The organism is Duganella margarita (assembly GCF_009857535.1).
Classification (GTDB): domain Bacteria; phylum Pseudomonadota; class Gammaproteobacteria; order Burkholderiales; family Burkholderiaceae_D; genus Rugamonas; species Rugamonas margarita.
Window position 1 is genome coordinate 73,408 of record NZ_WWCS01000001.1, and the last position, 21,972, is coordinate 95,379.

Annotated in this window: 24 protein-coding genes; 15 read left to right on the plus strand and 9 right to left on the minus strand. The window is 58.9% G+C overall.

Features of this window, described 5'->3' with window-relative positions; genetic code table 11:
• Nucleotides 1–57: 57 nt before the first annotated feature.
• The 13 genes from GTP55_RS00315 to GTP55_RS00370 all read left to right on the plus strand — a co-directional run bounded on the left by GTP55_RS00315 (nt 58) and on the right by GTP55_RS00370 (nt 8,720).
• On the plus strand, nt 58–591 hold the full coding sequence (locus GTP55_RS00315) for a PAAR domain-containing protein (RefSeq protein ID WP_161043028.1): 534 nt from the start codon (nt 58–60) through the stop codon (nt 589–591).
• A complete protein-coding gene (locus GTP55_RS00320) occupies nt 584–1,801 on the plus strand; it encodes a hypothetical protein (protein WP_161043029.1) in 1,218 nt (405 codons plus the stop codon). Before GTP55_RS00315 ends, GTP55_RS00320 begins: the two co-directional genes overlap by 8 nt.
• Nucleotides 1,794–2,672, plus strand: a complete 879-nt coding sequence (locus GTP55_RS00325) for a hypothetical protein (RefSeq protein WP_161043030.1) — start codon at nt 1,794–1,796, stop codon at nt 2,670–2,672. The genes GTP55_RS00320 and GTP55_RS00325 overlap by 8 nt, the downstream gene beginning before the upstream one ends.
• A 19-nt stretch (nt 2,673–2,691) precedes the next feature.
• Nucleotides 2,692–2,970 carry a hypothetical protein gene (locus GTP55_RS00330; RefSeq protein WP_161043031.1) on the plus strand — a complete coding sequence of 93 codons (279 nt, stop codon included), beginning with the start codon at nt 2,692–2,694 and terminating at the stop codon, nt 2,968–2,970.
• Nucleotides 2,971–3,128: 158 nt separating this feature from the next.
• Nucleotides 3,129–3,644, plus strand: a complete 516-nt coding sequence (locus GTP55_RS00335) for a PAAR domain-containing protein (RefSeq protein WP_229257679.1) — start codon at nt 3,129–3,131, stop codon at nt 3,642–3,644.
• The gene (locus tag GTP55_RS29700; RefSeq protein WP_229257680.1) at nt 3,637–3,915 is read left to right on the plus strand and encodes a hypothetical protein; all 279 of its coding nucleotides are present in this window, start codon (nt 3,637–3,639) and stop codon (nt 3,913–3,915) included. The genes GTP55_RS00335 and GTP55_RS29700 overlap by 8 nt, the downstream gene beginning before the upstream one ends.
• A gap of 297 nt (nt 3,916–4,212) precedes the next feature.
• On the plus strand, nt 4,213–4,626 hold the full coding sequence (locus GTP55_RS00340) for a hypothetical protein (RefSeq protein WP_161043032.1): 414 nt from the start codon (nt 4,213–4,215) through the stop codon (nt 4,624–4,626).
• Entirely contained in the window at nt 4,619–5,491 is an 873-nt protein-coding gene (locus GTP55_RS00345; RefSeq protein ID WP_161043033.1) for a hypothetical protein, read from the plus strand. Before GTP55_RS00340 ends, GTP55_RS00345 begins: the two co-directional genes overlap by 8 nt.
• A gap of 300 nt (nt 5,492–5,791) precedes the next feature.
• Nucleotides 5,792–6,031, plus strand: a complete 240-nt coding sequence (locus GTP55_RS00350; protein ID WP_161043034.1) for a PAAR domain-containing protein — start codon at nt 5,792–5,794, stop codon at nt 6,029–6,031.
• Nucleotides 6,028–6,855 (plus strand): hypothetical protein, encoded by an 828-nt coding sequence (locus tag GTP55_RS00355; protein ID WP_161043035.1) that lies wholly within the window; start codon nt 6,028–6,030, stop codon nt 6,853–6,855. Before GTP55_RS00350 ends, GTP55_RS00355 begins: the two co-directional genes overlap by 4 nt.
• Entirely contained in the window at nt 6,801–7,220 is a 420-nt protein-coding gene (locus GTP55_RS00360; protein WP_161043036.1) for a hypothetical protein, read from the plus strand. Before GTP55_RS00355 ends, GTP55_RS00360 begins: the two co-directional genes overlap by 55 nt.
• Nucleotides 7,217–8,086: a hypothetical protein gene (locus GTP55_RS00365; RefSeq protein ID WP_161043037.1), complete on the plus strand. Its 870-nt coding sequence runs from the start codon at nt 7,217–7,219 to the stop codon at nt 8,084–8,086. Before GTP55_RS00360 ends, GTP55_RS00365 begins: the two co-directional genes overlap by 4 nt.
• A 25-nt stretch (nt 8,087–8,111) precedes the next feature.
• Nucleotides 8,112–8,720, plus strand: coding sequence for a hypothetical protein (locus GTP55_RS00370; RefSeq protein ID WP_161043038.1), 609 nt, complete (start codon nt 8,112–8,114; stop codon nt 8,718–8,720).
• Nucleotides 8,721–9,010: 290 nt separating this feature from the next.
• Here the strand turns inward: GTP55_RS00370 and GTP55_RS00375 are convergent, their stop codons facing one another.
• The 4 genes from GTP55_RS00375 to GTP55_RS00390 all read right to left on the minus strand — a co-directional run bounded on the left by GTP55_RS00375 (nt 9,011) and on the right by GTP55_RS00390 (nt 14,703).
• Nucleotides 9,011–11,137: a M3 family metallopeptidase gene (locus GTP55_RS00375; protein ID WP_161043039.1), complete on the minus strand. Its 2,127-nt coding sequence runs from the start codon at nt 11,135–11,137 to the stop codon at nt 9,011–9,013.
• A gap of 16 nt (nt 11,138–11,153) precedes the next feature.
• Nucleotides 11,154–13,280, minus strand: a complete 2,127-nt coding sequence (locus GTP55_RS00380) for a M3 family metallopeptidase (protein ID WP_229257681.1) — start codon at nt 13,278–13,280, stop codon at nt 11,154–11,156.
• Nucleotides 13,281–13,597: 317 nt separating this feature from the next.
• The gene (locus tag GTP55_RS00385) at nt 13,598–14,164 is read right to left on the minus strand and encodes a TMEM175 family protein (RefSeq protein WP_161043040.1); all 567 of its coding nucleotides are present in this window, start codon (nt 14,162–14,164) and stop codon (nt 13,598–13,600) included.
• Nucleotides 14,165–14,256: 92 nt separating this feature from the next.
• Nucleotides 14,257–14,703: an SRPBCC family protein gene (locus GTP55_RS00390; RefSeq protein WP_161043041.1), complete on the minus strand. Its 447-nt coding sequence runs from the start codon at nt 14,701–14,703 to the stop codon at nt 14,257–14,259.
• Nucleotides 14,704–14,887: 184 nt separating this feature from the next.
• Between GTP55_RS00390 and GTP55_RS00395 the strand changes: the two genes are divergently transcribed.
• On the plus strand, nt 14,888–15,646 hold the full coding sequence (locus GTP55_RS00395; protein WP_161043042.1) for a M48 family metalloprotease: 759 nt from the start codon (nt 14,888–14,890) through the stop codon (nt 15,644–15,646).
• Nucleotides 15,647–15,652: 6 nt separating this feature from the next.
• Here the strand turns inward: GTP55_RS00395 and GTP55_RS00400 are convergent, their stop codons facing one another.
• Nucleotides 15,653–16,783, minus strand: coding sequence for a GGDEF domain-containing protein (locus tag GTP55_RS00400; RefSeq protein WP_229257682.1), 1,131 nt, complete (start codon nt 16,781–16,783; stop codon nt 15,653–15,655).
• 125 nt (nt 16,784–16,908) lie between these two features.
• Between GTP55_RS00400 and GTP55_RS00405 the strand changes: the two genes are divergently transcribed.
• Nucleotides 16,909–17,376 (plus strand): heme-degrading domain-containing protein, encoded by a 468-nt coding sequence (locus tag GTP55_RS00405; protein ID WP_161043044.1) that lies wholly within the window; start codon nt 16,909–16,911, stop codon nt 17,374–17,376.
• Here GTP55_RS00405 and GTP55_RS29705 read toward each other — a convergent pair whose 3' ends face one another.
• The 4 genes from GTP55_RS29705 to GTP55_RS00425 form a co-directional block, all read right to left on the minus strand.
• Complete coding sequence (locus GTP55_RS29705) at nt 17,377–17,586, minus strand: SlyX family protein (protein ID WP_161043045.1); 210 nt, start codon at nt 17,584–17,586, stop codon at nt 17,377–17,379.
• A 35-nt stretch (nt 17,587–17,621) separates the two neighbouring features.
• The gene (locus GTP55_RS00415; RefSeq protein WP_161043046.1) at nt 17,622–19,226 is read right to left on the minus strand and encodes a methyl-accepting chemotaxis protein; all 1,605 of its coding nucleotides are present in this window, start codon (nt 19,224–19,226) and stop codon (nt 17,622–17,624) included.
• 45 nt (nt 19,227–19,271) lie between these two features.
• Entirely contained in the window at nt 19,272–19,727 is a 456-nt protein-coding gene (locus tag GTP55_RS00420; RefSeq protein ID WP_229257683.1) for a cache domain-containing protein, read from the minus strand.
• Nucleotides 19,728–19,854: 127 nt separating this feature from the next.
• On the minus strand, nt 19,855–21,933 hold the full coding sequence (locus tag GTP55_RS00425) for a UvrD-helicase domain-containing protein (RefSeq protein WP_161043047.1): 2,079 nt from the start codon (nt 21,931–21,933) through the stop codon (nt 19,855–19,857).
• Nucleotides 21,934–21,972: the final 39 nt, after the last annotated feature.

Consider the following 21,972-nt stretch of genomic DNA (forward strand, 5'->3'; position numbering starts at 1 on the left):
TCAGTATAGCCGGCAGCGCGGCGCTTTAGAGTGACTTCTTTTTCCCTGGAGAAGCTCATGATGCGCGCCGTCATCTGCAAGGGCGACCCGACCTCCCACGGCGGCAAAGTCCTCGAAGGCAACGAGTTGGTCACCACCAACGGCCGCGCGGTGGCGCAGCTGGGGCACAAGACTTTCTGTCCGCAATGTAAGGGAACATTTCCCATTATCGAAGGGTTGGACTTTCACACCTACGCCGGCATCGGCACCGCAGTCGACGGCATGAAGACCGCCTGCGGCGCCAAGCTGATCGCCACCCAGCAGCAGATGATGATCGACGATGGCGGCAGCAGCGGTGGCGCGACGGACAGCGCGCCCGCACCGGCCAACAGCGCAGCACCCACCAAGCAACAGGCGCCATACAGCGGCGCCTTCCGCGCCGTCGACGACACCACCGGCCAACCGGTCGCCGGCCTGCCCTACCGCATCGAACTGCCCGACGGCCGCACCGTGCGCGGCGTGACCGATGAAGACGGCCACACCCAGCATGTCAGCAGCGACAATCCGGACACCGTCAAGCTCTACTGGGAAACGGAGTCCAGCGATGAATGATGCTACCAGCAGTACACTTGACACCAATGCAAGCGTCACTACGGTTCCGGTTCACGCCCAGCGCAGAGTAAGCTACGAGTTCGACACTAAAGCAACCAGAGCCGACCTAGCTATACCTTACGTAGTTATCGTCAACGGCAAAGTCCGGGGGCCGGACAAACCGAGAAGACTCAGCCGCGAAAACCGTAAGATCGCTGTCACCGTAGAAGCCGGTAGCAAGGTAGCGCTTTACCTCAACAGCGACGTTCACCCCAACCACCGTCGCAATCCTGTATATGAAGTAACCGTCAACGACAAAAACGTTTCTGTGAAGATCACAGAAAAAACCGGCAATGACGATCCTGATCCACCAACACTCAAGCCGGTTCCTGCTACGCTTTCACTCAGTCCGGATACTGAGTTCTATACAGCTAAGCTAACGGGCAACGTATGGATGACTATATCGCACAAGTACACCGAGGCGGAGGCTAATGCATTATTGCCTGCCAATACCGACCCTGTTGTCCGGAAAGCAGTTTGCAGCATTTACCGAGGATTAGGGGTAGGAAAGCTAGACATACCGCTCTGCGTGGAAAACGGAGTTTTACACGTCAGCTTCATCAATCAAGGCAACCCCCAAGCCAATATCTCTCGTTGCTCCCTCTTAAATGACGTACTTCCCAGGACGCATCCTTGGGCATTTATGGCTTTGTTTGATATGGCGCGTCACACACAGCTTTCTCAATTGCACATTACATCATGTTGGCGACCTTCTTTAGGCTCCATTGCACACCGGGCCGGACTCGGCATCGACATAGACGTCGTCGCCACTTCAAACAAACGAATAAATATCAATCGTGTCGGCTTAACGGTGCCCAACACTTCTGACAATCCGAATATAACAACTCATGAAAAAGAACTGTTAGCTGCGTGTACCAATGCTCGGCTCCAAGAAAAACTTCATCGCGATAAGGAAACCAGGGAAGCCGCCAAGGCCAACTGCGACAGTTGGGAAAACGAAGTGGAGAAAAATGAACCTCAACTTATTCGAAGCATTCGTCGGAAACTGCAAGCATTGGAAGTAGTCGAACAAATTCTAGATCCTTGGTATATCGAATTAAATACGAAAGATTCTAAGAGCCAAAAAACTAACGCGCAATCAAGCGATAACGAAAGAATTCATAAAGACCATCTGCATATCACTATTAAGGACGCCAAAATTTATGACTAAAGATCTATTTCTGTGTACCGCCATTTCGGCCGTTCTGGTACAAGCAATCTTTACAAATAGCGCCAGTGCGTCTGATGAAGATCCCTCTATCACTTGGATTGATGTGCGCTGGTCAATTCGATACTTATTATTCGTAGACACAGTAGCCGGCAAAGCCGAGTCCATTCGCTTAGCTAAACGCAACAACCTGCTTGATGCGACAAAGAAAAAACAGTTTATTTATCTCAACAGCCAAGAACTACTGCCCACGACCAACCTTGTTGCCGCGCCAAATGCTGAAACAATTACTACTGCATTGCTGAGTTTTGATGAAGCCGGAAGGCTGATTACCAATGATAAAAGATTACGCGGGTTCGCTGGCAAGCTGTCAGAGTTAGGACATGTAGTATTGGTTCGACCAAATGTGAATCATACCAAGCCATACGACTTGGTGTATTGGGCGCAGGGGATCCCCGGAAATTCAAGTTTCGGACCAAGTCCATGCATCTTCCTGGATAAAATTCGCTACGAGGACGATTGGAAAACTGGTGATTATCCTGGAGACTTCGGCTGCCGTGAATGGACTGCGCAGCTGTTCAATGACGAACGCCCCTACATCGACGTTACCACTTACACCAAACGCGGCAATTTCATCGGTGAATTCGTCGGCTGGTCGCGCTTTAAAGACGCGCCAAAACCGATCATCGGCATGAATGGCAAAACCTGGCTATGTCTGCATGAGTGCCCGGCAGGGGAACAGCCAGGTATCATCAACGACATACAAGCATGGGGCCGCAAGCACAACTATCCCCTACCTGTTCCACCGCTGTATCAACCTGAATATCCAAACAAAAACTACAAGGACGATATTCAAGAGCTCAACCACGATTGACACACACTTGGAGCACATCATGCATAGAATCAAAATTCAGCTGGCAGGTCTGTTGATGTGTTTGATGGCATCGTCACACGCAGAGGATCTCACCAAAGCGGAACAACACGCCTGGATCGAACGCGACTGGGAGATTCGCTATTTGCTATTTGTCGGCCCGGAAAAGGACCGGGCAAAAGACTACCGGGAAGCGGAGCAAATGAACGCGAGAGCTGCGAGGAAGGGCTCTACTTATCCCCTTGCGGTACATTTGCATCGCGTCCATGGTGCCGCCTTTGGACAGCAGCATCCTGCGTAGTAGTCGTCGTTCTTGCGCAGCATGTCCGCCGTTTTCGATGAACCAGTCGACGGTGCTGGCGTCTATTTGAGTTCGAAGCTTCACCCGAGCTTTTGTGCCAGATCAGTATCGGCGGCGCAGCGCTGCTCTACAGTGACTCCTTTTCCCTGGAGAAGCTCATGATGCGCGCCGTCATCTGCAAGGGCGACCCGACCTCCCACGGCGGCAAAGTCCTCGAAGGCAACGAGTTGGTCACCACCAACGGCCGCGCGGTGGCGCAGCTTGGTCACAAAACCTTCTGCCCGCAATGCAAGGGCACCTTTCCCATCATCGAAGGTCTGCACTTCCACACCTATGCCGGCATCGGCACCGCCGTCGACGGCATGAAGACCGCCTGCGGCGCCAAGCTGATCGCCACCCAGCAGCAGATGGTGATTGACGATGGCGGCGGCGGAGCGGTGCCGGCCAGCAGCGCCGCCCCCGTCACCAAGGATCGCGCGCAATACAGCGGCGCCTTCCGCGCCGTCGACGAAATCACCGGTCAGCCGGTCGCCGGCCTGCCATACCGTATCGAACTCCCCGACGGAAGCATCGTACGCGGCGTCACGGATCAAGATGGCTACACCCAGCATGTCAGCAGTCATACTCCTGACACTGTCCATCTCTACTGGGAAACGGAGATCCACGATGACTGACGCCGCCTGCAAGCTCGACGCCAGCGCTGCCGTCAAGACAGTCCCTGTCTGTGCCAAGCGCATGGTGTGCTACGAATTCGACACAAAGGCTACGGATGCTGGCGTGGCAATACCCTATCTGGTTGTGATCAACGGAAAAATCGACGGCAAGTTGAACAAGCTTGACCGCTCAAGGAAGATCATGCGCACGGTCAATGTGGGAAGCACGGTTGCCCTCTATCTCAACAGCGACGTCCATCCGGATCATCGCAGACACCGGTATATGCGGTAGAGGTGGGCAACAAACATGTGCTGATCAGGATCACAGAGAAAACCGGCCAGCATGCCGATCTTCGGCCAGTCATCGGCACACCGTCGACACGCGGCCCGAATAAAAGGGCGGCAATCCACAGAAAAACATTGCTGGCATCTCCACAACAGCAGATGTCCTGACACGCACGCATCCATGGGCATTTGAGGCCCTGTTCAAGGAGGCCAGCAAGCTGGGTATTACTGACATGTTGATCACCTCTTGCTGGCGCCCATGCTACGGCTCCATCGCGCACCGCGCCGGCCTCGGACTCGACGTTTGCTACATCGCCACGCCCACTCAAAAAGTGAAATCAATCGTATCGGCTTGCTTTTTAAAGGACACTCTAACAATCCATATGTTTCGGATGCAGAAAAAAAATTACGCAACGAATCCCTGGCATTGCAAGCACACGCTAACAATAAATCCGATCAGGAGGCCACGCAAGCCGCGCGCAACAAGCGCAATGAGCGCGTCGAGGAGATGGACAAAACCCAGCCCAAGGTGATGAGTGCCCTACGAGAAGGCCTACGCATCCAGCCAGTTGTTGGGCATCTATTAGATCCTTGGTACATCGATTTAAACACCCACAGCAATACCAGCCGGTCCATCAATGAACAGCAGAGCAAAACCGAACAGGGGCATGCCCATCATTTACATATCACCATCAGAGAGCCCAAGATATATGAATAAGCAAACTGGCATGGTTGTTTTCAGCCTGTTACTCCTACAAGACAGTATTCAGGCCGCAGGATTGCAAGATGACTCACCTTCACGGCGGTGGCTCAATGTTCCCTGGGAAGTGCGTTATCTTTTGTTCACCAATACCCAGCAACGCTATGCCGAAGGCTATAGATTGGCAAAATTACAGAATACGCTGGATGGGAAAAAAGGCAAAAGCTACGTCTATCTCGACGCATTGGAACTGATCAAACCGACAGCCAATTTTGTCACCCCTGGCGCGCGAACCATCACCACCGGCATCATCACCTTCGACCAGCAAGGCGACGTCACGACTCCTGACGGCGAATTGCGTAAATTCTCGGGGAAACTATCGGCGCTAGAAAATCTCGTACTGGTACAACGCACAGCGCCGATGGCAAAATCCTATGAATTGCTGTTCTGGGCGCAAGGTATTCCGGGCAACCTGGCTTTTGCACCGGGGCCATGCACGATGCTCGATACCCTGCGTTACGAGGATGAGTGGAGGAGCGGCGACAAACGAGGTGACTTCGGCTGCCGTGAATGGACTGCGCAGCTGTTCAATGACGCACGTCCCTACATCGACGTTACCACCTATACCAAACGCGGCAACTTCATTGGCGAATTCGTCGGCTGGTCCCGTTTCAAAGATGCCCCCAAACCGGTCATCGGCATGAATGGCAAAACCTGGCTTTGCTTGCATGAATGTCCAGCCGGAGAAACGCCCGGCGTGATTGGCGACATAAAGGCATGGACCCGGAAGCACCGCTACCCGATGCCTGTTCCACCGCCATATCAGCCTGAATATCCAAACAAGAACTACTACGACGATCTGCACGAGATGGATGAAGACTGAGTATTCCAAAATCTGACGACGGGACCGAAGCCCATCGGTCCCGTCGTGACGTCCCCTTCTCGATCAATCCGGCGCTCCACCAACAGCTCGAGCTTCGCATCGCGTCCATACGGCCGTCTTTGGACAGTAGCATCTTGCTGAACTAGTCGCCGTTCTTGAGCAGCATGCCACCGTTTTCGTTGAACCAGTCGAAGGTATCGGCGTCTATTCCAGTGCGAGGCTTCACCCGAGCCTTTGTGCCAAATCAGTATCGGCGGCGCGCCGCTGCTCTACAGTGATTTCTTTTCCCTGGAGAAGCTCATGATGCGCGCCGTTATTTGCAAACGCGACCCGACCTCCCATCGCGGCGAAGTTTTCGAAGGCAACGAACTGGTCACCACCAACGGCCGCGCGGTGGCGCAGCTGGGGTACAACACCTTCTGCCCGCAATGCAAGGGAACCTTTCCTGAAGGGCTGGACTTCCATACCTACGCCTGCATCGGCACTGCAGTCGACGGCATGAAGACCGCCTGCGGACTTGGAAACGGAGGCCAGCGATGAGTGATGCCGCCGCCAGTCTCGACGCCAACGCCACCGTCAAGGCAGTCCCCGTCAGCGCCAAGCGCGAGGTCTGCTACGAATTCGACACAAAGGCCACCGATGCTGGCGTCACCATTCCCTATCTTGTTTCTATCAACGGAAAAATACAGAGCAAGCTAGGCAAGCTCGACGGCACCAGGAAGATCAAGCGCATCGTCGATATCGGGAGCAAGGTTGCCCTTTATCTCAACAGCGACGTCCATCCAGATCATCGCAGCACACCAGTCTATGCGGTAGAGGTAGGCAACAATAACGTACTGATAAGGATCACTGAAAAAACAGGCCTGCACGCCGATCTTCGACCAGTCATTGGCCAACCTTCAACGAGTTGCTCACCGGGTTTGGACTGTTATCAAGCCCCATTGACCGGCAACATCTGGATGGCCATCTCTCATCGCTATTCAGAAGCCGAAGCCCAAAAATTGTTGGCGACCGACACGCCAGCTGAAGTCAGGCAGGCCATCTGCAATATTTATCGCGGCCTCAGGTCAGCCAGACTCCAGATAGCACTTCCCGGCGCACAAAAGCTGAACATTGCGTTTGAAGAAGGCGGTAATGCTCAAGAAAACATTGCCGGCATTTCCACGACCACAGATGTCCTGACACGCACCCATCCAGTTGCCTTCGAATCCTTGTTTACCGAGGCCTATAAGCTGGGAATTACCGACATGCTAGTGACTTCATGCTGGCGCCCCTGCTATGGCTCCATTGCACATCGCGCGGCCTTGGGTTGGACGTCTGCTACATCGCCACACCAACTGAAAAAGTCAAAATCAATCGTATAGGCTTGCTGCTAAAAGGCCATTCCAACAATCCATACGTCTCGGATAAAGAAAAGACGCTGCGCGCAGAGTGGCAGGAATTGAAAGCTCGGGCAACGCGTGAAAAGGATGTAAAGACTATCGATGCCGCAGCAGAAAAAAGAAGCGAACAGGTGTCAGAGATGGAGAAGAGTGAGCCAAAAATATTGCGCGACCTTCGTGCTGGCCTCATACGTCACTGCGCGGTGAGTCAGCTACTGGATCCTTGGTACATGAATTCCAACACTCATGGAACCGGTGCGGCGAACATAAATGACCAGCAAAGCAAGGTGGAAAAGGGCCACGCCCACCATCTGCATATCACGATTCGGGAACCCGGAATAATATGAGTCATCTGCACCCAATGATCATTTTAGCTGCTGCATGCACGATATATCAAGCCTCAGCTAACGCACAAAACAATGAAGACCATTCGCGGGTCTGGCTGAACGTGCAATGGGACATACGTTATCTTCTATACGTCACCACAGAAACACGGCAGAAGGAATGGCAGCTGTTGGCGAAAGAGAAAAATGCCAATGACGGCAAAGAGGAAAAACACCACGTTTATCTTGATGCGATGGCGCTGGTTAAAAAAAACGCTGTCTTTGCGACACCACAGTCTTCAAACATTGCTACCGCGCTGATCACCTTTGACCATCAAGGTAGAGTGACCAGCGACGTTGCATTATCTGGCTTCACCGGAAAACGAACTGTGCTGGATTATCTTGTCCTGATGCGTGATAGCGCGCCAGCAGAAAAACCGTACAGTCTTCTTCACTGGTCTCAGGGTATTCCGGGCAACATGACGTTCGGCCCTGGGCCATGCACGATGCTGGACATCCTACGTTATGAAGATGACTGGAGACGCGGCCGTTATCCAGGCGACTTCGGCTGCCGTGAATGGACAGCGCAGCTGTTCAATGATGAACGCCCCTATATCGACGTTACCACCTACACCAAACGCGGCAATTTCATTGGCGAATTCGTCGGCTGGTCACGTTTTAAAGATGCCCCCAAACCGATCATCGGCATGAATGGCAAGACCTGGTTCTGTCTGCACGAATGCCCAGCGGGAGAACAGCCAGGTTCTATCAACGACATCCAGGCATGGGCCCGCAAACACAACTATCCCGTGCCTGTTCCACCACTGTATCAACCTGAGTATCCAGACAAAAACTACCGGGACGATATCAACGAGCTTAACCACGATTGAACGCACATGATAAAAGGAGGACGCCGTGCATATAATCAAAACCTTGCTAGTCGGCTTGTTGATGTGTTTGATGACAGCGTTACATGCAGAGGACCTCACTGAGAGGAACCAACACGACTGGCTCGAACGCGACTGGGAGGTTCGCTATTTGCTATTTGTCGGGCCCGAAAAGGACCGTGCACAAGACTATCGGGAAGCGCGGCGAATGAATGCGAGATTTGCCAGGAAGGGCTCTACTTATCCCCGCCTGCATGGCGGCGTACTGATGCGGAACGCGACGACTTTTCCGACGCCCAAACGTCCGGCCATTGCAACGATACTCATTTCTTTCGATGCTGAAGGCAATGTAACCGGGGGCGACAACGATCTACGCGGATTTACCGGGCGGCTGTCATTCAATGATCTTATTATGCTCGTCCCGCCCGACTACCCGGCGACCAAGCCCTATGCGCTTCCGTATCTGAGGTGGTCACAGGAATTCCGGGAAACTTCACCTTTGGCCCCAGCCCATGTACTTTCCTGGATCAGGAGCGATACGAGGAAGGGTGGAAAAGCGGCAGCCATCTTGGTGACGTCGGTTGCAGGGAATGGACAGCGCAGCTGTTCGATAACGAGCGGCCTTATATTGATGTGACCACGTACACAAAGCGCGGCAACTTCATCGGCCAGCTTATCGGGTGGGCTCGACTAAAGGATGCACCTAAGCCCGTGATCGGGATGAATGGCAATACTTGGCTGTGCCTGCACGAATGCCCTGCCAATGAGCCGCCGGGGGTCATCCCGGATATTGAGGCCTGGACAAGCAGACATGGTTATACCATGCCTGAACGCCCTCGCCATCAGCCTGAATACCCTGATAAAAACTACTATCGCGATATCGTATGCGAATAGGCTGACCATGGGCCAGGCTACTCGTCTAGAAGATTACTTCTCGGTCAAACCACGACGTTCCAGCAGCGGTTCGATCTTGGCATCGCGGCCGCGGAAGTTGCGGTACATTTGCATCGCGTCCATGGTGCCGCCTTTCGACAGCAACATCTTGCGGAAATAGTCGCCGTTCTTGCGCTGCATGCCGCCGTTTTCGGTGAACCAGTCGACGGTGTCGGCGTCCAGCTTCTCCGACCACAGGTAGCCGTAGTAGCCGGCCGAGTAGCCGCCCGCGAACACGTGCGAGAAGTAGGTGGTGCGGTAGCGCGGCGGCACCGGCGCGTAGTCAACGCCGGCGTCCTTCAGCGATTTCGCCTCGAAGCTCAGGACATCCATCGGGATCTGCGACACGCCCAGCTGGTGCCATTTCTGGTCCAGGATCGACGCCGCCAAGTACTCGGTGGTGCGGAAGCCTTCGTTGAATTTTTTCGACGCGATTACCTTGTCCAGCAGTTCCTGCGGCATCGGCGCGCCGGTCTGGTAATGCTTGGCGTAGTTGGCCAGCACCGCCGGATCGACCGACCACATTTCATTGACCTGCGACGGGAACTCGACGAAGTCGCGCGGCACGCGGGTGCCGGAGAAGCGCGGGTACTTCACGTTCGAGAACATGCCGTGCAGCGCGTGACCGAATTCATGGAATGCGGTACGCAGCTCGTCGTAGGTGAGCAGCGTCGGCTCGCCCGGATTCGGCTTTGGAATGTTGAGGTGATTCGCCACCACCGGATGGGTGCCCATCAGCGACGATTGCGACACGTAGGCGTTCATCCAGGCGCCACCGCGCTTGTTGGAACGCGCGTAGTAGTCGCCGATGAAGATCGCCAGCTGCTTGCCGTCGGCGTCAAACACGTCCCACACGCGCACGTCCGAATCGTACACCGGCAGATCCTTGCGCTCCTTGAAGGTCAGGCCGTACACCTTGTTGGCCGCGTAGAACACGCCGTTGGTGATGACGTTATTCAGCTCAAAATAAGGACGCAACTGGTTCTGGTCGAAGTTGAAGCGCTCGGCACGCACCTTGTCGCTGTAGAACGACCAGTCCTGCGCAGCCAGCTGAAAGCCGCCTTTTTCCTTGTCGATCACTTGCTGGATTTCGGCGCCTTCCTTCTTCGCGTTGGCGACGGCAGGGCGGGCGAATTCCGACAGCATCTTGTTGACGGCCTCCGGATCATGCGCAGTCTGGTCTTCCAGCGAGTAGGCGGCGAAGCTTGGATAACCCAGCAGCGCTGCCTTCTCGGCGCGCAGCTTGGCCAGCGACAGCACCACTTGCGTGTTATCGAACTGGCCGCCATGGCTGCCGCGCGCCAGCGACAGCGCCATCAGCTTCTCGCGCACCGCGCGGTTGGTCAGCACCGCCAGGCTGGCCTGGCCGGTGGTGTTCACCACCGGAATCAGGAACTTGCCGTCCTGCCCCTTGGCCTTGGCGGCGGCAGCGGCGGCGTCGATCGCCTTGTCCGACATCCCAGCCAGTTCTTCACGCGTGTCCACCACCAGCGCCGAGGCGTTGGCTTCTTCCAGCACGTTCTGCGCGAAGGTGGTTTGCAGCTTGGCCAGTTCAGCGTTCATCGATTTCAGCTTGGCCTTGTCGGCATCCGACAGCTGCGCACCGGCGCGCACGAAGTCGGTGTTGTAGCGCTCCAGCAGATATTTTGACTCCGCATCCAGGTGCAGCTTGTCGCGCTTGTCGAACAGCGCCTTGACGCGCGCATACAGTTTGCTGTTCAGGCGAATCGCGTCGCTGTGGGCGGCCAGTTTCGGCGACAGCTCGCGCTCCAGCGCCTTGAAGGTGTCGTTGGTGTTGGCGCCCGACAGGTTGCCGAACACGCTCGATACGCGCGACAGCAGCTGGCCGGATTTTTCCATCGCTACGATGGTGTTGTCGAAAGTCGGCGCGGCTTTATTGTTGGCGATCGCTTCGATCTCGATGGCGTTCTGGCGCATGCCTTCTTCAAACGCCGGCGCGTAGTCTTCGTTCTTGATCTTGTCGAAGGCCGGATAGCCGAACGGCAGGGTGCTCGGCTTGGCGAACGGATTCGATGCCGGCAGCAGCGACGCGGGTTCCGCCTGCGCGACGCTGAATACTGCCGCGATGCTGGCGGCGATAATGAGGTTGGTACGATTCATTGAAATCTCTCTAAAATTATTTACCGGTCAGGCCACGACGTTCCAGCAGCGGCTCGATCACCGGATCGCGGCCACGGAAGTTGCGGAACAAATTCATCGCATCGTCGGTGCCGCCGCGCGACAGCAGCTTGGCGCGGAACCAGTCGCCGTTCTTGCGTTGCAGGCCGCCGTTTTCCTTGAACCATTCGACGGTGTCGGCATCCAGCTTTTCGGACCACAGGTAGGCGTAGTAGCCGGCCGAATAGCCGCCGGAGAAGCTGTGCGAGAAGTAGGTAGTGCGGTAGCGTGGCGGCACCGGCGCGAAGTCAACGCCCATGTCCTTCAGCGACTGCGCTTCAAACGCCAGCACGTCGGTCGGAATCTGCGCAGGGGTCAGCTGGTGCCAGCGCTGGTCCAGCAGCGATGCCGACAGATATTCGGTGGTCAGGAAGCCCTGGTTGAACTTCTTCGACGCCAGCACCTTGTCCAGCAGCTCTTTCGGCATCGGCTCGCCGGTCTTGTAATGCTTGGCGTAGTTGGACAGCACCTCTGGCCACACGGCCCACATCTCGTTGACCTGCGACGGATACTCGACGAAGTCGCGCGGCACGCTGGTGCCGGAGAAGCGTGGGTACTTCACGTTGGAGAACATGCCGTGCAGCGCGTGGCCGAATTCGTGGAAGGCGGTCTTCACCTCATCGTAGGTCAGCAGCGTCGGCTCGCCGGCCGGCGGCTTCGGAATATTCAGGTGATTGGCCACCACCGAGTGGGTGCCCAGCAGCGACGATTGCGAGATGTACTCGTTCATCCATGCGCCGCCTTGCTTGTTGGAGCGGGCGTACATATCGGCGATGAAGATGGCCAACTGCTTGCCATCGGCGTCGAACACGTCGAACACGCGCACGTCCGGGTTGTACACCGGCAGATCCTTGCGCTCCTTGAACGACAGGCCATACAGCTTGTTCGCGGCATAAAACACGCCGTTGGTCAGTACGTTGTTCAGTTCAAAGTAGGGCTTAAGCTGGTTCTCGTCGAAGGCGAAGCGCTGCGCGCGCACCTTGTCGGTGTAGAAGGCCCAGTCGGAGGCGTCGATCTTGAAGCCGCCCTTGTCGGCATCGACCACGGCTTGCAGGTCGGCCGCTTCTTTCTTCGCGTTGTTGACGGCCGGCTTGGCCAGTTCGCTCAGCAGCTTGTTGACCGACGCGGTGTCGTGCGCGGTCTGGTCTTCCAGCGAGTAGGCGGCGAAGTTTTCGTAGCCCAGCAGCGTGGCTTTTTCGGCGCGCGCCTTGGCGATCTTCAGCACAACGTCGCGATTATCGAATTCACCGCCATGGCTACCGCGTGCCAGCGACAGCGCCATCAGCTTTTCGCGCACGGCGCGGTTGGTCAGTTCCGCCAGCGGCGGCTGGCCCGAGGTGTTGACCACGGCGACCAGGAATTTGCCGTCCTGGCCTTTGGCCTTGGCGGCAGCGGCGGCGGCATCGATGGCGGCAGGGCTCATGCCGGCCAGCTCTTCGCGCGTGTCGACCAGCAGGCCGGAGGCGTTGGTTTCCTTCAGCACGTTCTGGGTGAAGGTGGTTTGCAGCTTGGCGATGGTGCCGTTGATGGCCTTCAGTTTTTCCTTGTCGGCGGCCGACAGGTTGGCGCCGGCGCGCACGAAGTCGGTGTGGTAGCGTTCCAGCAGGTGCTCGGATTCGGGGTCCAGCTTGAGCGTGGTGCGCTTGTCGTACAGCGATTTCACGCGTGCATACAGCTTGGCGTTGAGGTAAATGGCGTCGGCATGCGCGGCCAGTTTCGGCGACATTTCGCTGTCGATGGCATCCAGCTTGTCGTTGGTGTTGGCGCCTTGCAGATTACCGAAGATGGTTTGTACGCGGGTCAGCAGCGCGCCGGATTTTTCCATCGCCACGATGGTGTTGTCGAAGCTCGGCGCGGCCTTGTTGTTGGCGATGGCGTCGACTTCCTTCAGTTGCTGGCGCATGCCTTCGTTGAAGGCTGGGATAAAGTGCTCGTCCTTGATCTTGTCAAACTGCGGGTAGTGGAACGGCAAGGTGCTGGCGGTGGCCAGCGGATTGCCAGCCAAGGTGGCCGGGGCTGCCAGCACAGTCTGGGAGAAAGCCAGGCCAAGAGCGGCCGCGACTACGAGCATTTGAGGACGGGACATAAATGAGCTTTCAAAAAAACACCAGTAAAAATGCTGACTGGACCAAACAGCAGCACGTTAAGCAACAAATCATAGCAGCGCGACGCAGGCCTCGTCACTGCAAATGATGCTGCACTGCACTTGATTGGAAAGCGGCGCTGTTTGCCGAAGAATGATCAGCTTGGCAGGAAATTTCCGTGGAAAATGATACCAAAGCGGGAGCTGGCGAAATAACGCAACAAGGCCAGGCAGGTGCTGGCCGCTGCCGCGAAACCTCGAGCGGCCGGCCCCCCTCGGGCCACACCAGAACGATGCAACCGCCGGGGGCGAGCAGGCTGTCAAGACTTGAGGCGCGCCTCAATGCGGCGGTCCGGCAGGAACCAGATGCCGGCGACCAGCACGTACACCGCGAAGCCCGCCAGCGGATAGACGAACGACGCGCCGATGCCGACTAAATACATCAGCATCGAGATCTTGCCCTTCCAATCGCTGCCGATCGCCGCCTTCAGGACTTCGTTATGGGTCTCAAGGCAGCGCGCCAGCATCAGATAAGCCGTGCTGGACATGAACAGCACAAAGCCGTAGCAGGCCAGCGGCACCGCCGTAAAATGGTGCTCGCCGATCCAGCTGGTCACAAACGGCACCAGCGACAGCCAGAACAGCAGGTGCAGGTTAGCCCACAGCACGCCGCCGGTGGTCCTGGTCACCGCGTGGATCATGTGATGATGGTTATTCCAGTAAATGCCGACGTAGATAAAGCTCAACACATAACTGAGAAACACCGGCCACAGCGGCTCCAGCGCCGCCCAGTCCGACCCATGCGGCACCTTCAGCTCCAGCACCATAATCGTAATAATGATCGCGATGACGCCATCGCTGAATGCTTCCAACCTGCCTTTACCCACCCACATCTCCCCAAAGTAAGAAACTTGCAACGTCACGGACGCGATCGCCACGCATTGTGGTCCAAATCGCCGTTCGCGACAACCGCATTAGCTTACTGGCGGATTTCCGGCTCCGTCAGTTGCGCCAGCAGTACCAGCGACTCTTGCCAGCCGAGGTAGCAGGCTTCGGTCGGGATGACGGCCGGGATGCCTTCCTGTATGACCTTCATTTCAACGCCGCAAAAGACTTCGCGCAGCGTGACGGTGGTTTGCATCTGGCCTGGCAGGTTGGGATCGTCGAACACGACGGTGTAGCGCAGCTTTTCGCCCGGCACTAGTTCCAGGTATTCGCCGCCGAACGCATGGCTGCCGCCGGTAGTGAAATTGGTGAACGACATACGATAGGCGCCGCCTACCCTGGCGTCCAGCTGATGCACCTTGCCGATAAAGCCATGCGGCGGCAGCCACTTGGCCAGCGCATCCGGATCGAGGAAGGCGCGGTAGACGCGCTCGGCGCTGGCTTTCAAAACACGTTGCAGTTGTACGGTATTGGTGGTCATGATCGATTCCCTCAAAAAGTGTGTCTGCCTGCACGACGAACCAAGGTACAGGAAATCGACATCGGCAGGCAAGATGGACTGATTGATTTTCCGTAAAGTGACTGCCAAGCAAAATCCCTATGATTCCTCATGGAAATATCGTACCCCTTACGGGTGATGAAGTGACTTCTTGAGGAGCAAATTCATGGGAACCAAACATTCTGTCGCCGCGTTGCTGATGTGTTCCACGCTGGCCTGCCACGCCGTACAGCCCATCGACCTGGGCGGGTTCGCCAATTCAGCCAGCCTGGCGATCAAGGCGGCCACTTTGACTGATGCCGAGGTGGTGGACTTGGCCAACAAGTCCTGCGCCGAGCTCGACAATCAAAACAACATCGCCGCACCGGGCAGCAAATATGCCAAGCGTCTGGCGGCGGCGCTAAAGCCGCTGAATATGAGCAAATTCAATGGCAAGCAATTGGACGCCAAGGTCTATCTGGTGACCGACGTCAACGCGTTTGCGATGGATAACGGTTGCATCCGGGTATTTGCGGGATTGATGGACATGATGAACGACGATGAAATCCGCGCCGTGGTCGGCCACGAAATCGGCCACGTGCTGCTGGGCCACTCCAAGAAATCGATGCAGACGGCCTACAGCCTGCAAGCGGCGCGCACCGCAGCCGGCGCGGCCAGCACCACGGCGGCGACATTGAGCCAGTCCGATCTCGGCGACCTGGGGCAGAAATTTATCCAGGCGCAGTTTTCGCAGACACAGGAAACCGCCGCCGATGACCAGTCCTACGGCATTCTGTATAAAGAAAAGCTGTCGCGCAAAGGGCTGGTAACGCTATTCCAGAAACTGGCCACGCTGGACAATTCCGGACACAGCATGTTCAGCTCCCACCCATCCTCGCCCGATCGCGCGCAGCACATCCAGGCTCGCATCGACAAGGACGGCTGAGCGCCGTCACATGCCCAGCGTCTGCTCATCCAGCGTGCGGTTGCGGCCCAGCAGTTTGGCGCTGTACAGCAGCGCATCGGCGCGGCGCAGCATGGCGTCCACCGTGTCGCGCGCGTCCAGCACTTCGGCGATGCCGGCGCTGTAGCACAGCGCCACGCCCAGTTCGCGCGGTCCCGCTTCTGCCAACCAAATACGCAGGCGCTGGTCGTAGGCGCGGATGGCAGCCAGGTCGGCGCCGCGCTTGAGCACGGCGAATTCCTCGCCGCCGTAGCGGCAGATCAGGTTGCGCTCGCCGCCCACGGCGTGCATGCCCTGCACGAACAGCTTGAGTGCGCGGTCGCCGGCTTCGTGGCCATAGGTGTCGTTGATAGCCTTGAAAAAGTCCAGGTCCACCAGCATCAGGCACAAGGGCTGCTGCCGGGCGTGGCTATCGGCCAGGATGACGTGACCCTGCTGCATCCAGGCGCGGCGGTTGAATGCGCCGGTGACGCCATCGGTGTTCGCCAGCGACTCCAGTTCGCGCGCAGCTTCGTCGCGGTGCGCCAGCAGGATGCCCACCATCGACATCACCACCGTCACATTGGCGGCCAGCGCAAACAGCAGGTTGGCCGGATGCGGCGCGAAGAAGTTGGGAAATTGATCGGTGTAGAACGTGCCCAGCACGCCGCGCGCGGCGGTCGCCGCCATTTGCACCAGCAGCGAGACCAGCAGCAACCAGCGCCAGCGGCCAACCGGCACCTGCGGCTTGCGGCACAGCGCCGCCGCCACCATCGCCAGTTGCAGCGTCAGCAGACCGTTGGCCCAGCCCACGCGAAAGGCGTAGTGGTCGAAGCCGATGCCGTAGCCCAGCGTCATGACCAGCGCCGTCACCATCGGCGCCCGCGCTACCGCTTCGCGGCCGCACCACAGGTCGAAGGCGATGGCGCTGCAGGCCAGGCCGACGGCGATGCCGGCCATTGCCAGCGTCGACAGCAACCGGTCGACCCAGCCGCCCGCCGCCACCAGCCCGGACGACAGCAGCAATACCCAACCCAGCGCTTGCAGACCGACGCCGAGTTGGGCCCGGCGCGCGGCCAGGTTGACCTTGCCCATCACGGCCAGCAATGCCGCTGCCATCGTCAGCAAGCTGAGCGTCATGGCTATGAGCAAAGAGGCAACATCGATGTGCATGGTGAGCAAAAGTGAGGGCGTAAGGAAGGAGTATATCAAGCCCGCCTGGGCTACACTGAGGGACTTACATCGCTTAACAACAGGAAGGACGAATGGAAAACTACGCGGAACTGCTGGAAACGCTGACGCAGCAGGAAAAGGAATTGCAATTTACCGCCTTCAGCAGCGATACCGCGCTGACGCTGGGCTTGAAGATTGTGGAACTGGCCAGGGCGCGCGAGAAGAGCATCACGGTCAACATCACCGTCAACGGCAAGGTGCTGTTCCACCATGCGATGCAGGGCGCCTCGGCCGACCAGGCCGACTGGATACGGCGCAAGAACAATGTGGTGGCGCGCTTCGGCCGCTGCTCGTTCTACATCGGCATCGACCACAAGCACCGTGGCGTGGTGTTCGAAGACATCAAGTACCTCAATCCGGAAGACCACGCGGCCAACGGCGGCGCCTTCCCGATCACCATCAAGGACACCGGCATCATCGGCACCGTCACCGTGTCCGGCCTGCGCCAGGCCGAAGACCACGCGCTGGTGATCGAAGCGCTGCGCGCCGTGCTGGCCTGATCAATAGTGCGGCGGGCGCTCGTGCGGCAGCTGGCCGCCGCTGCTTTGGGAGGCATTGCGCACATGCTGCGCCAGCGACGCGCACAGCTGCTCGAGCTGGTCGATCTGCTTCTGCTGCTGGTGGATGCGGTCGTTGAGCGAGTCCACCATGTCTTCGGCGTACGCCAGCTTGATTTCGATGTTGATGAAGCGGTCTTCGGTGTGGCTCACGGCATACTCCCTGCTGGAAAGCAGGCATTGTAACGCTAGGCCGGCCCCAGCGCCGCGTACGCGCCCAGCGGACGCTGGCCGCCGGCCGCCGACAGCAGCGGCGCCGCCGCAACCACCGCACCCGGCAGCTGGAACATGCCGACCACCCGCAGCAGGTCGAGCGCCTGGTCGCGCATGTTCTGGGCGGCGGCCGCGGCCTGCTCGACCAGCGCGGCGTTGCGCTGGGTCAGGTCGTCCATCTCGCCAATGGCGCTGTTGACCTCCTCGATGCCGGTGGTCTGGCGCTGGCTGGCCACCGTGATCTCGTTCATGATCTCGGTCACCTGCCGCACCGAGGCCACGATGTTGTTCATGGTCTGGCCCGCCGTGTCGGCCAGCGCGCTGCCGTCGGCCACCTGGGCCATCGACTCCTCGATCAGGCCCTTGATCTCGCGCGCCGCCTGCGCCGAGCGCTGCGCCAGCGCCCGCACCTCGGTGGCCACCACCGCAAAGCCGCGGCCCTGCTCGCCGGCGCGCGCCGCCTCCACCGCCGCGTTGAGCGCCAGGATATTGGTCTGGAAGGCAATCGCGTCGATCACGCCGATGATATCGCCGACGCGGCTGGAACTGGCCTTGATCGAGGCCATCGTCTCGACCACTTGGCCCACCACCTGACCGCCCTGCAGCGCCACGTCCGAAGCCGACACCACCAGCTGGTTGGCCTGGCGCGCATGGTCGGCATTGGCGCGCACCGCGCCGGTCAGCTCATGCATCGAGGCGGCGGTCTGCTGCAGCGAACTGGCCTGCGATTCGGTGCGCGCCGACAGATCGGCGTTGCCCTGGGCGATTTCGCCGGCTTCCTGGGTGATGGTGCTGCCGGCCGCGCGGATCTCCCCCAGCAGCCGCCGCCAGTTGGCCACCACGGTCGCCAGCGCGCGCGCCAGCGCGCCGAGCTCATCGTCGTATTGCACCGGGATGTCGGTGGCCAGATCGCCGGCCGCCAGGCGCTCGGCGGCGGCGCAGGCGGCGGCGATCGGTCGCAGCACCGTGCGCGTCACCCAGCTGGTCAGCGCCAGCAGTGCGGCGAACGCGGCCAGCGTGGTCAGCAGCGTGATCCAGTTGGCCTGGCGGTCGGCGTCCTTGCCCTCCTGCAGCGCCTGGTCGGTCTCGCGCCCCAGATTGGCCACCACCTTGGCCAGCAGCGTGCGCACCTGCTGATAGTGGCCGTCGGCCTGCTGCATCGCCGCCACCCCGGTATTGGGATCCATCGACGCCAGGTCGAGCGCCTGCACCACGCTGGCACGGTATTGCTCCACCAGCGGCAGCGCCTGCGCGGCCTCGGTCGCACCAGGCAGCGCCTTCAGTTCGGTCAGCTCCTTGCTGATCGCGACCAGGCCGGTGCTGGTCTGCTCGCCGTACCGTTTAAGCTCGTCTTCGCTGAGACTGCCGGCGATGGCGATCCTGGCGTAGGTGGCGGCATGCAGCTGCCCCAGCGCGATGCTCTGCTGGCTGGCCTGTTGCAGCGCGTTGAAGGTGACGTCCTTCAGGCTTTGCATGCGGCGTTCGTTTTCCTGCATCGACAGGTAAGACAGGATGCCCACGCACAGCAGCGCAGTCAGCGCGGCGGCCGGGACAATCAGCAATTTATGGGCGATCTTCACGATCCCTCCAGGCCAGCGGGGTAGGCGGCGACCGCCGCATCGGGGCTACAGGTAGATGCCGCCGCAGACGACGGTGTCGCTGAGTTTTTCGCAGTACATCTGCTTGGGTTCGATCTTCTTGGTTTCCGGATTGGTGAACTTGTAGTCTTGCCAGAAGCTGTTCTTGGACTTGGCCATATCGAGGCGCTCCTTGACGAAGGCCTTGCCGTCGATGTCCTTGAGCTCCATCAGGTTCTTGCCGACCATTTTGGGATTGCTGCCGTGCGCCAGCACCGTGCCATCGTTGCGGTACACCACGATGTACAGGTCGCGGTCGATGAACTGCGGCGCCTTGGCGGTGAAATCGGCGTAGGCCTTGGCGTCGCCGCCGCTCTTGATGTGGGCCACCGCCTTCTTGACCATCGCTTCGGCATCGGCGCGGGAGGCGCCGCCGTCGGCCGCGTGCAGCGACGACATCAATGCCATGCAACAGGCGGCTAGCAGCATGCGGGGCTGGATCATGATCGCTCTCTCTTCGGTAAGCCGGCGCGGCCGACGATGGGCTTATGGTAGCGCGAGGGCGGCCGCAGTGCGCACCGGCGGCAACATATGCTGGCCAGCGCGGCCTTTTCGCAACGCTAGCAGCTTGCTAGGAATCGGACGGCGCCGGCTTGGGCGTGGCCAGCAGTTCCTTCATGCGCGCCAGGCGTTCCTTGGGCGTGATCACTTCGGACTCCAGCGGCACGGCGGTGCCCTCGTCCAGCTTCATTTCCTTGATAAAGCGCGACGGGTCGCAGTGCACCTGCTCGCCCGCGCGTTTGCGCTTTTTGCACCACGTGACTTTCAGCGTGCGCTGCGCGCGCGTGATCCCCACATACATCAGGCGCCGTTCTTCCTGCACCCGCGCGGCGATCGACTCGGCCGGGGCGTCGGGGTCGCCCTTGTGCGGCAGGATGCCTTCCTCCACGCCGACCAAAAACACGTGCGGATACTCCAGCCCTTTCGACGCGTGCAGCGTCGACATGCGCACCGCATCCGGATCTTCGTCCTGGCCTTCCAGCATCGACATCAGCGCCACCATCTGCGTCAGTTCCAGCACGTTCTTCTCTTCGCCGTCGCGGTCCTTGCCGCCGCGCCCGCGGTCCTTCAGCCAGTTGACGAATTCCAGCACGTTCTGCCACTTGCTCTGGGCCGCGCGCTCGTCGAACATATCGTATAAATAGTTTTCATAATTTATCGCCTCCAGCAGGTCATCCAGCACCTGGGCTGCGTTGTCGCCGCTGCCCGACGGGCCGGGACGGCTGGCGCGCGCCTCCAGGTTGTTGATGAAGTTGCAGAAGTCGCGCAGCGGATTGAGCTGGCGGTCGTTCAGCAAGCCTTCGATGCCGCCCTTGAACACCGCCTCGAACAGCGAACACTGCCACTGGCCCGAGAAAGTGCCCAGCGTTTCCATGGTCGACTGGCCGACGCCGCGGCGCGGCGTGGTCACGGCGCGGATGAAGGCCGGATCGTCGTCAGTATTGGCCAGCAGCCGCAGGTAGCTGATGATGTCCTTGATCTCGGCCTTGTCGAAGAACGACTGGCCGCCGGAAATCGTGTACGGAATCCGCTCCTTGCGCAGCGCCTGCTCGATGATGCGCGCCTGGTGGTTGCCGCGATACAGGATGGCGTAATCGGTCCATTTATTCTTGCGCTGGAAATGGTCGGCCGAAATCATGATCGCCACCTGCTCGGCTTCGGTGTCGTCGTTCGGCATCGCCATCACCTGGATCGGCTCGCCCAGGCCGTGCTCGGACCACAGCGATTTCTCGAACAGCTTGGGATTGTTGCCGATCACCGCGTTGGCCGCCTGCAGGATGCGGGTGGTGGAGCGGTAGTTTTGCTCCAGCTTGATCACTTGCAGGTCGGGGAAGTCGGTCTGCAGCGTCTTCAGGTTTTCCACCGACGCGCCGCGCCAGGCGTAGATGGCCTGGTCGTCGTCGCCCACGGCGGTGAACATCGGCTTCTTGCCGACGCCGGTCACCAACAGCTTGACCAGCTCGTACTGGCAGGTATTGGTGTCCTGGTACTCGTCCATCAGCAGGTAGCGCAGGCGGCGCTGCCACTTGTCGCGCACCGGGTCGTTGTTGCGGAACAGTTCCACCGGCAGGCGGATCAGGTCGTCGAAATCCACCGCCTGGTAGGCCGACAGCGTCGCCACATAGCTGGCGTAGACGCGCGCCGACTGCGCCTCGTCCTCGTCCTTGGCCTGGTTCAGCGCGATGATGGGATCGACCAGGCCGTTCTTCCACAGAGAAATGTCGGTCTGGATGCGCCGCACCACCTGCTTGTCGGTGGTGATGGCCAGATCCTGGATCAGCGAACCGCAATCGTCGGCGTCCATGATCGAAAAACGGTCCTTGAGGCCGACGCCGTTGGCTTCCTGGCGCAAGATCTTCACGCCCAGCGAGTGGAAGGTCGACACCGTCAGCTGCTTGGCCTGCTTGGGCTGCTTGAGCAGCTTGGCGATCCGTTCCTGCATCTCCAGCGCCGCCTTGTTGGTGAAGGTCAGCGCGGCGATGGTGCGCGGATCGTAGCCGCGGTCCTCGATCAGGTGGGCGATCTTTTGCGTGATCACGCGCGTCTTGCCCGAGCCGGCGCCCGCCAGCACCAGGCAGGGACCGTCCAGATAGGTGACAGCCTGGCTCTGGGGCAAATTGAGGCCGAAAACGGGGACTTGGGTGGACATCGGGACCAGGGCTAGGAAAACGGAAAAGCAACCCCACAT

Excerpts from the sequence above, each read along its gene's own strand:
- GTP55_RS00355 (WP_161043035.1), top strand. The coding sequence starts at position 6,028 with ATGAGTGATGCCGCCGCCAGTCTCGACGCCAACGCCACCGTCAAGGCA.
- GTP55_RS00335 (WP_229257679.1), top strand. The coding sequence starts at position 3,129 with ATGATGCGCGCCGTCATCTGCAAGGGCGACCCGACCTCCCACGGCGGC.
- GTP55_RS00365 (WP_161043037.1), top strand. The coding sequence starts at position 7,217 with ATGAGTCATCTGCACCCAATGATCATTTTAGCTGCTGCATGCACGATA.
- GTP55_RS00395 (WP_161043042.1), top strand. The coding sequence starts at position 14,888 with ATGGGAACCAAACATTCTGTCGCCGCGTTGCTGATGTGTTCCACGCTG.
- GTP55_RS00350 (WP_161043034.1), top strand. The coding sequence starts at position 5,792 with ATGATGCGCGCCGTTATTTGCAAACGCGACCCGACCTCCCATCGCGGC.
- GTP55_RS00315 (WP_161043028.1), top strand. The coding sequence starts at position 58 with ATGATGCGCGCCGTCATCTGCAAGGGCGACCCGACCTCCCACGGCGGC.
- GTP55_RS00425 (WP_161043047.1), bottom strand. The coding sequence starts at position 21,933 with ATGTCCACCCAAGTCCCCGTTTTCGGCCTCAATTTGCCCCAGAGCCAG.
- GTP55_RS00420 (WP_229257683.1), bottom strand. The coding sequence starts at position 19,727 with ATGATCCAGCCCCGCATGCTGCTAGCCGCCTGTTGCATGGCATTGATG.
- GTP55_RS00390 (WP_161043041.1), bottom strand. The coding sequence starts at position 14,703 with ATGACCACCAATACCGTACAACTGCAACGTGTTTTGAAAGCCAGCGCC.
- GTP55_RS00345 (WP_161043033.1), top strand. The coding sequence starts at position 4,619 with ATGAATAAGCAAACTGGCATGGTTGTTTTCAGCCTGTTACTCCTACAA.
- GTP55_RS00320 (WP_161043029.1), top strand. The coding sequence starts at position 584 with ATGAATGATGCTACCAGCAGTACACTTGACACCAATGCAAGCGTCACT.
- GTP55_RS00400 (WP_229257682.1), bottom strand. The coding sequence starts at position 16,783 with ATGACGCTCAGCTTGCTGACGATGGCAGCGGCATTGCTGGCCGTGATG.
- GTP55_RS29700 (WP_229257680.1), top strand. The coding sequence starts at position 3,637 with ATGACTGACGCCGCCTGCAAGCTCGACGCCAGCGCTGCCGTCAAGACA.
- GTP55_RS00330 (WP_161043031.1), top strand. The coding sequence starts at position 2,692 with ATGCATAGAATCAAAATTCAGCTGGCAGGTCTGTTGATGTGTTTGATG.
- GTP55_RS00405 (WP_161043044.1), top strand. The coding sequence starts at position 16,909 with ATGGAAAACTACGCGGAACTGCTGGAAACGCTGACGCAGCAGGAAAAG.
- GTP55_RS00380 (WP_229257681.1), bottom strand. The coding sequence starts at position 13,280 with ATGTCCCGTCCTCAAATGCTCGTAGTCGCGGCCGCTCTTGGCCTGGCT.
- GTP55_RS00375 (WP_161043039.1), bottom strand. The coding sequence starts at position 11,137 with ATGAATCGTACCAACCTCATTATCGCCGCCAGCATCGCGGCAGTATTC.
- GTP55_RS00325 (WP_161043030.1), top strand. The coding sequence starts at position 1,794 with ATGACTAAAGATCTATTTCTGTGTACCGCCATTTCGGCCGTTCTGGTA.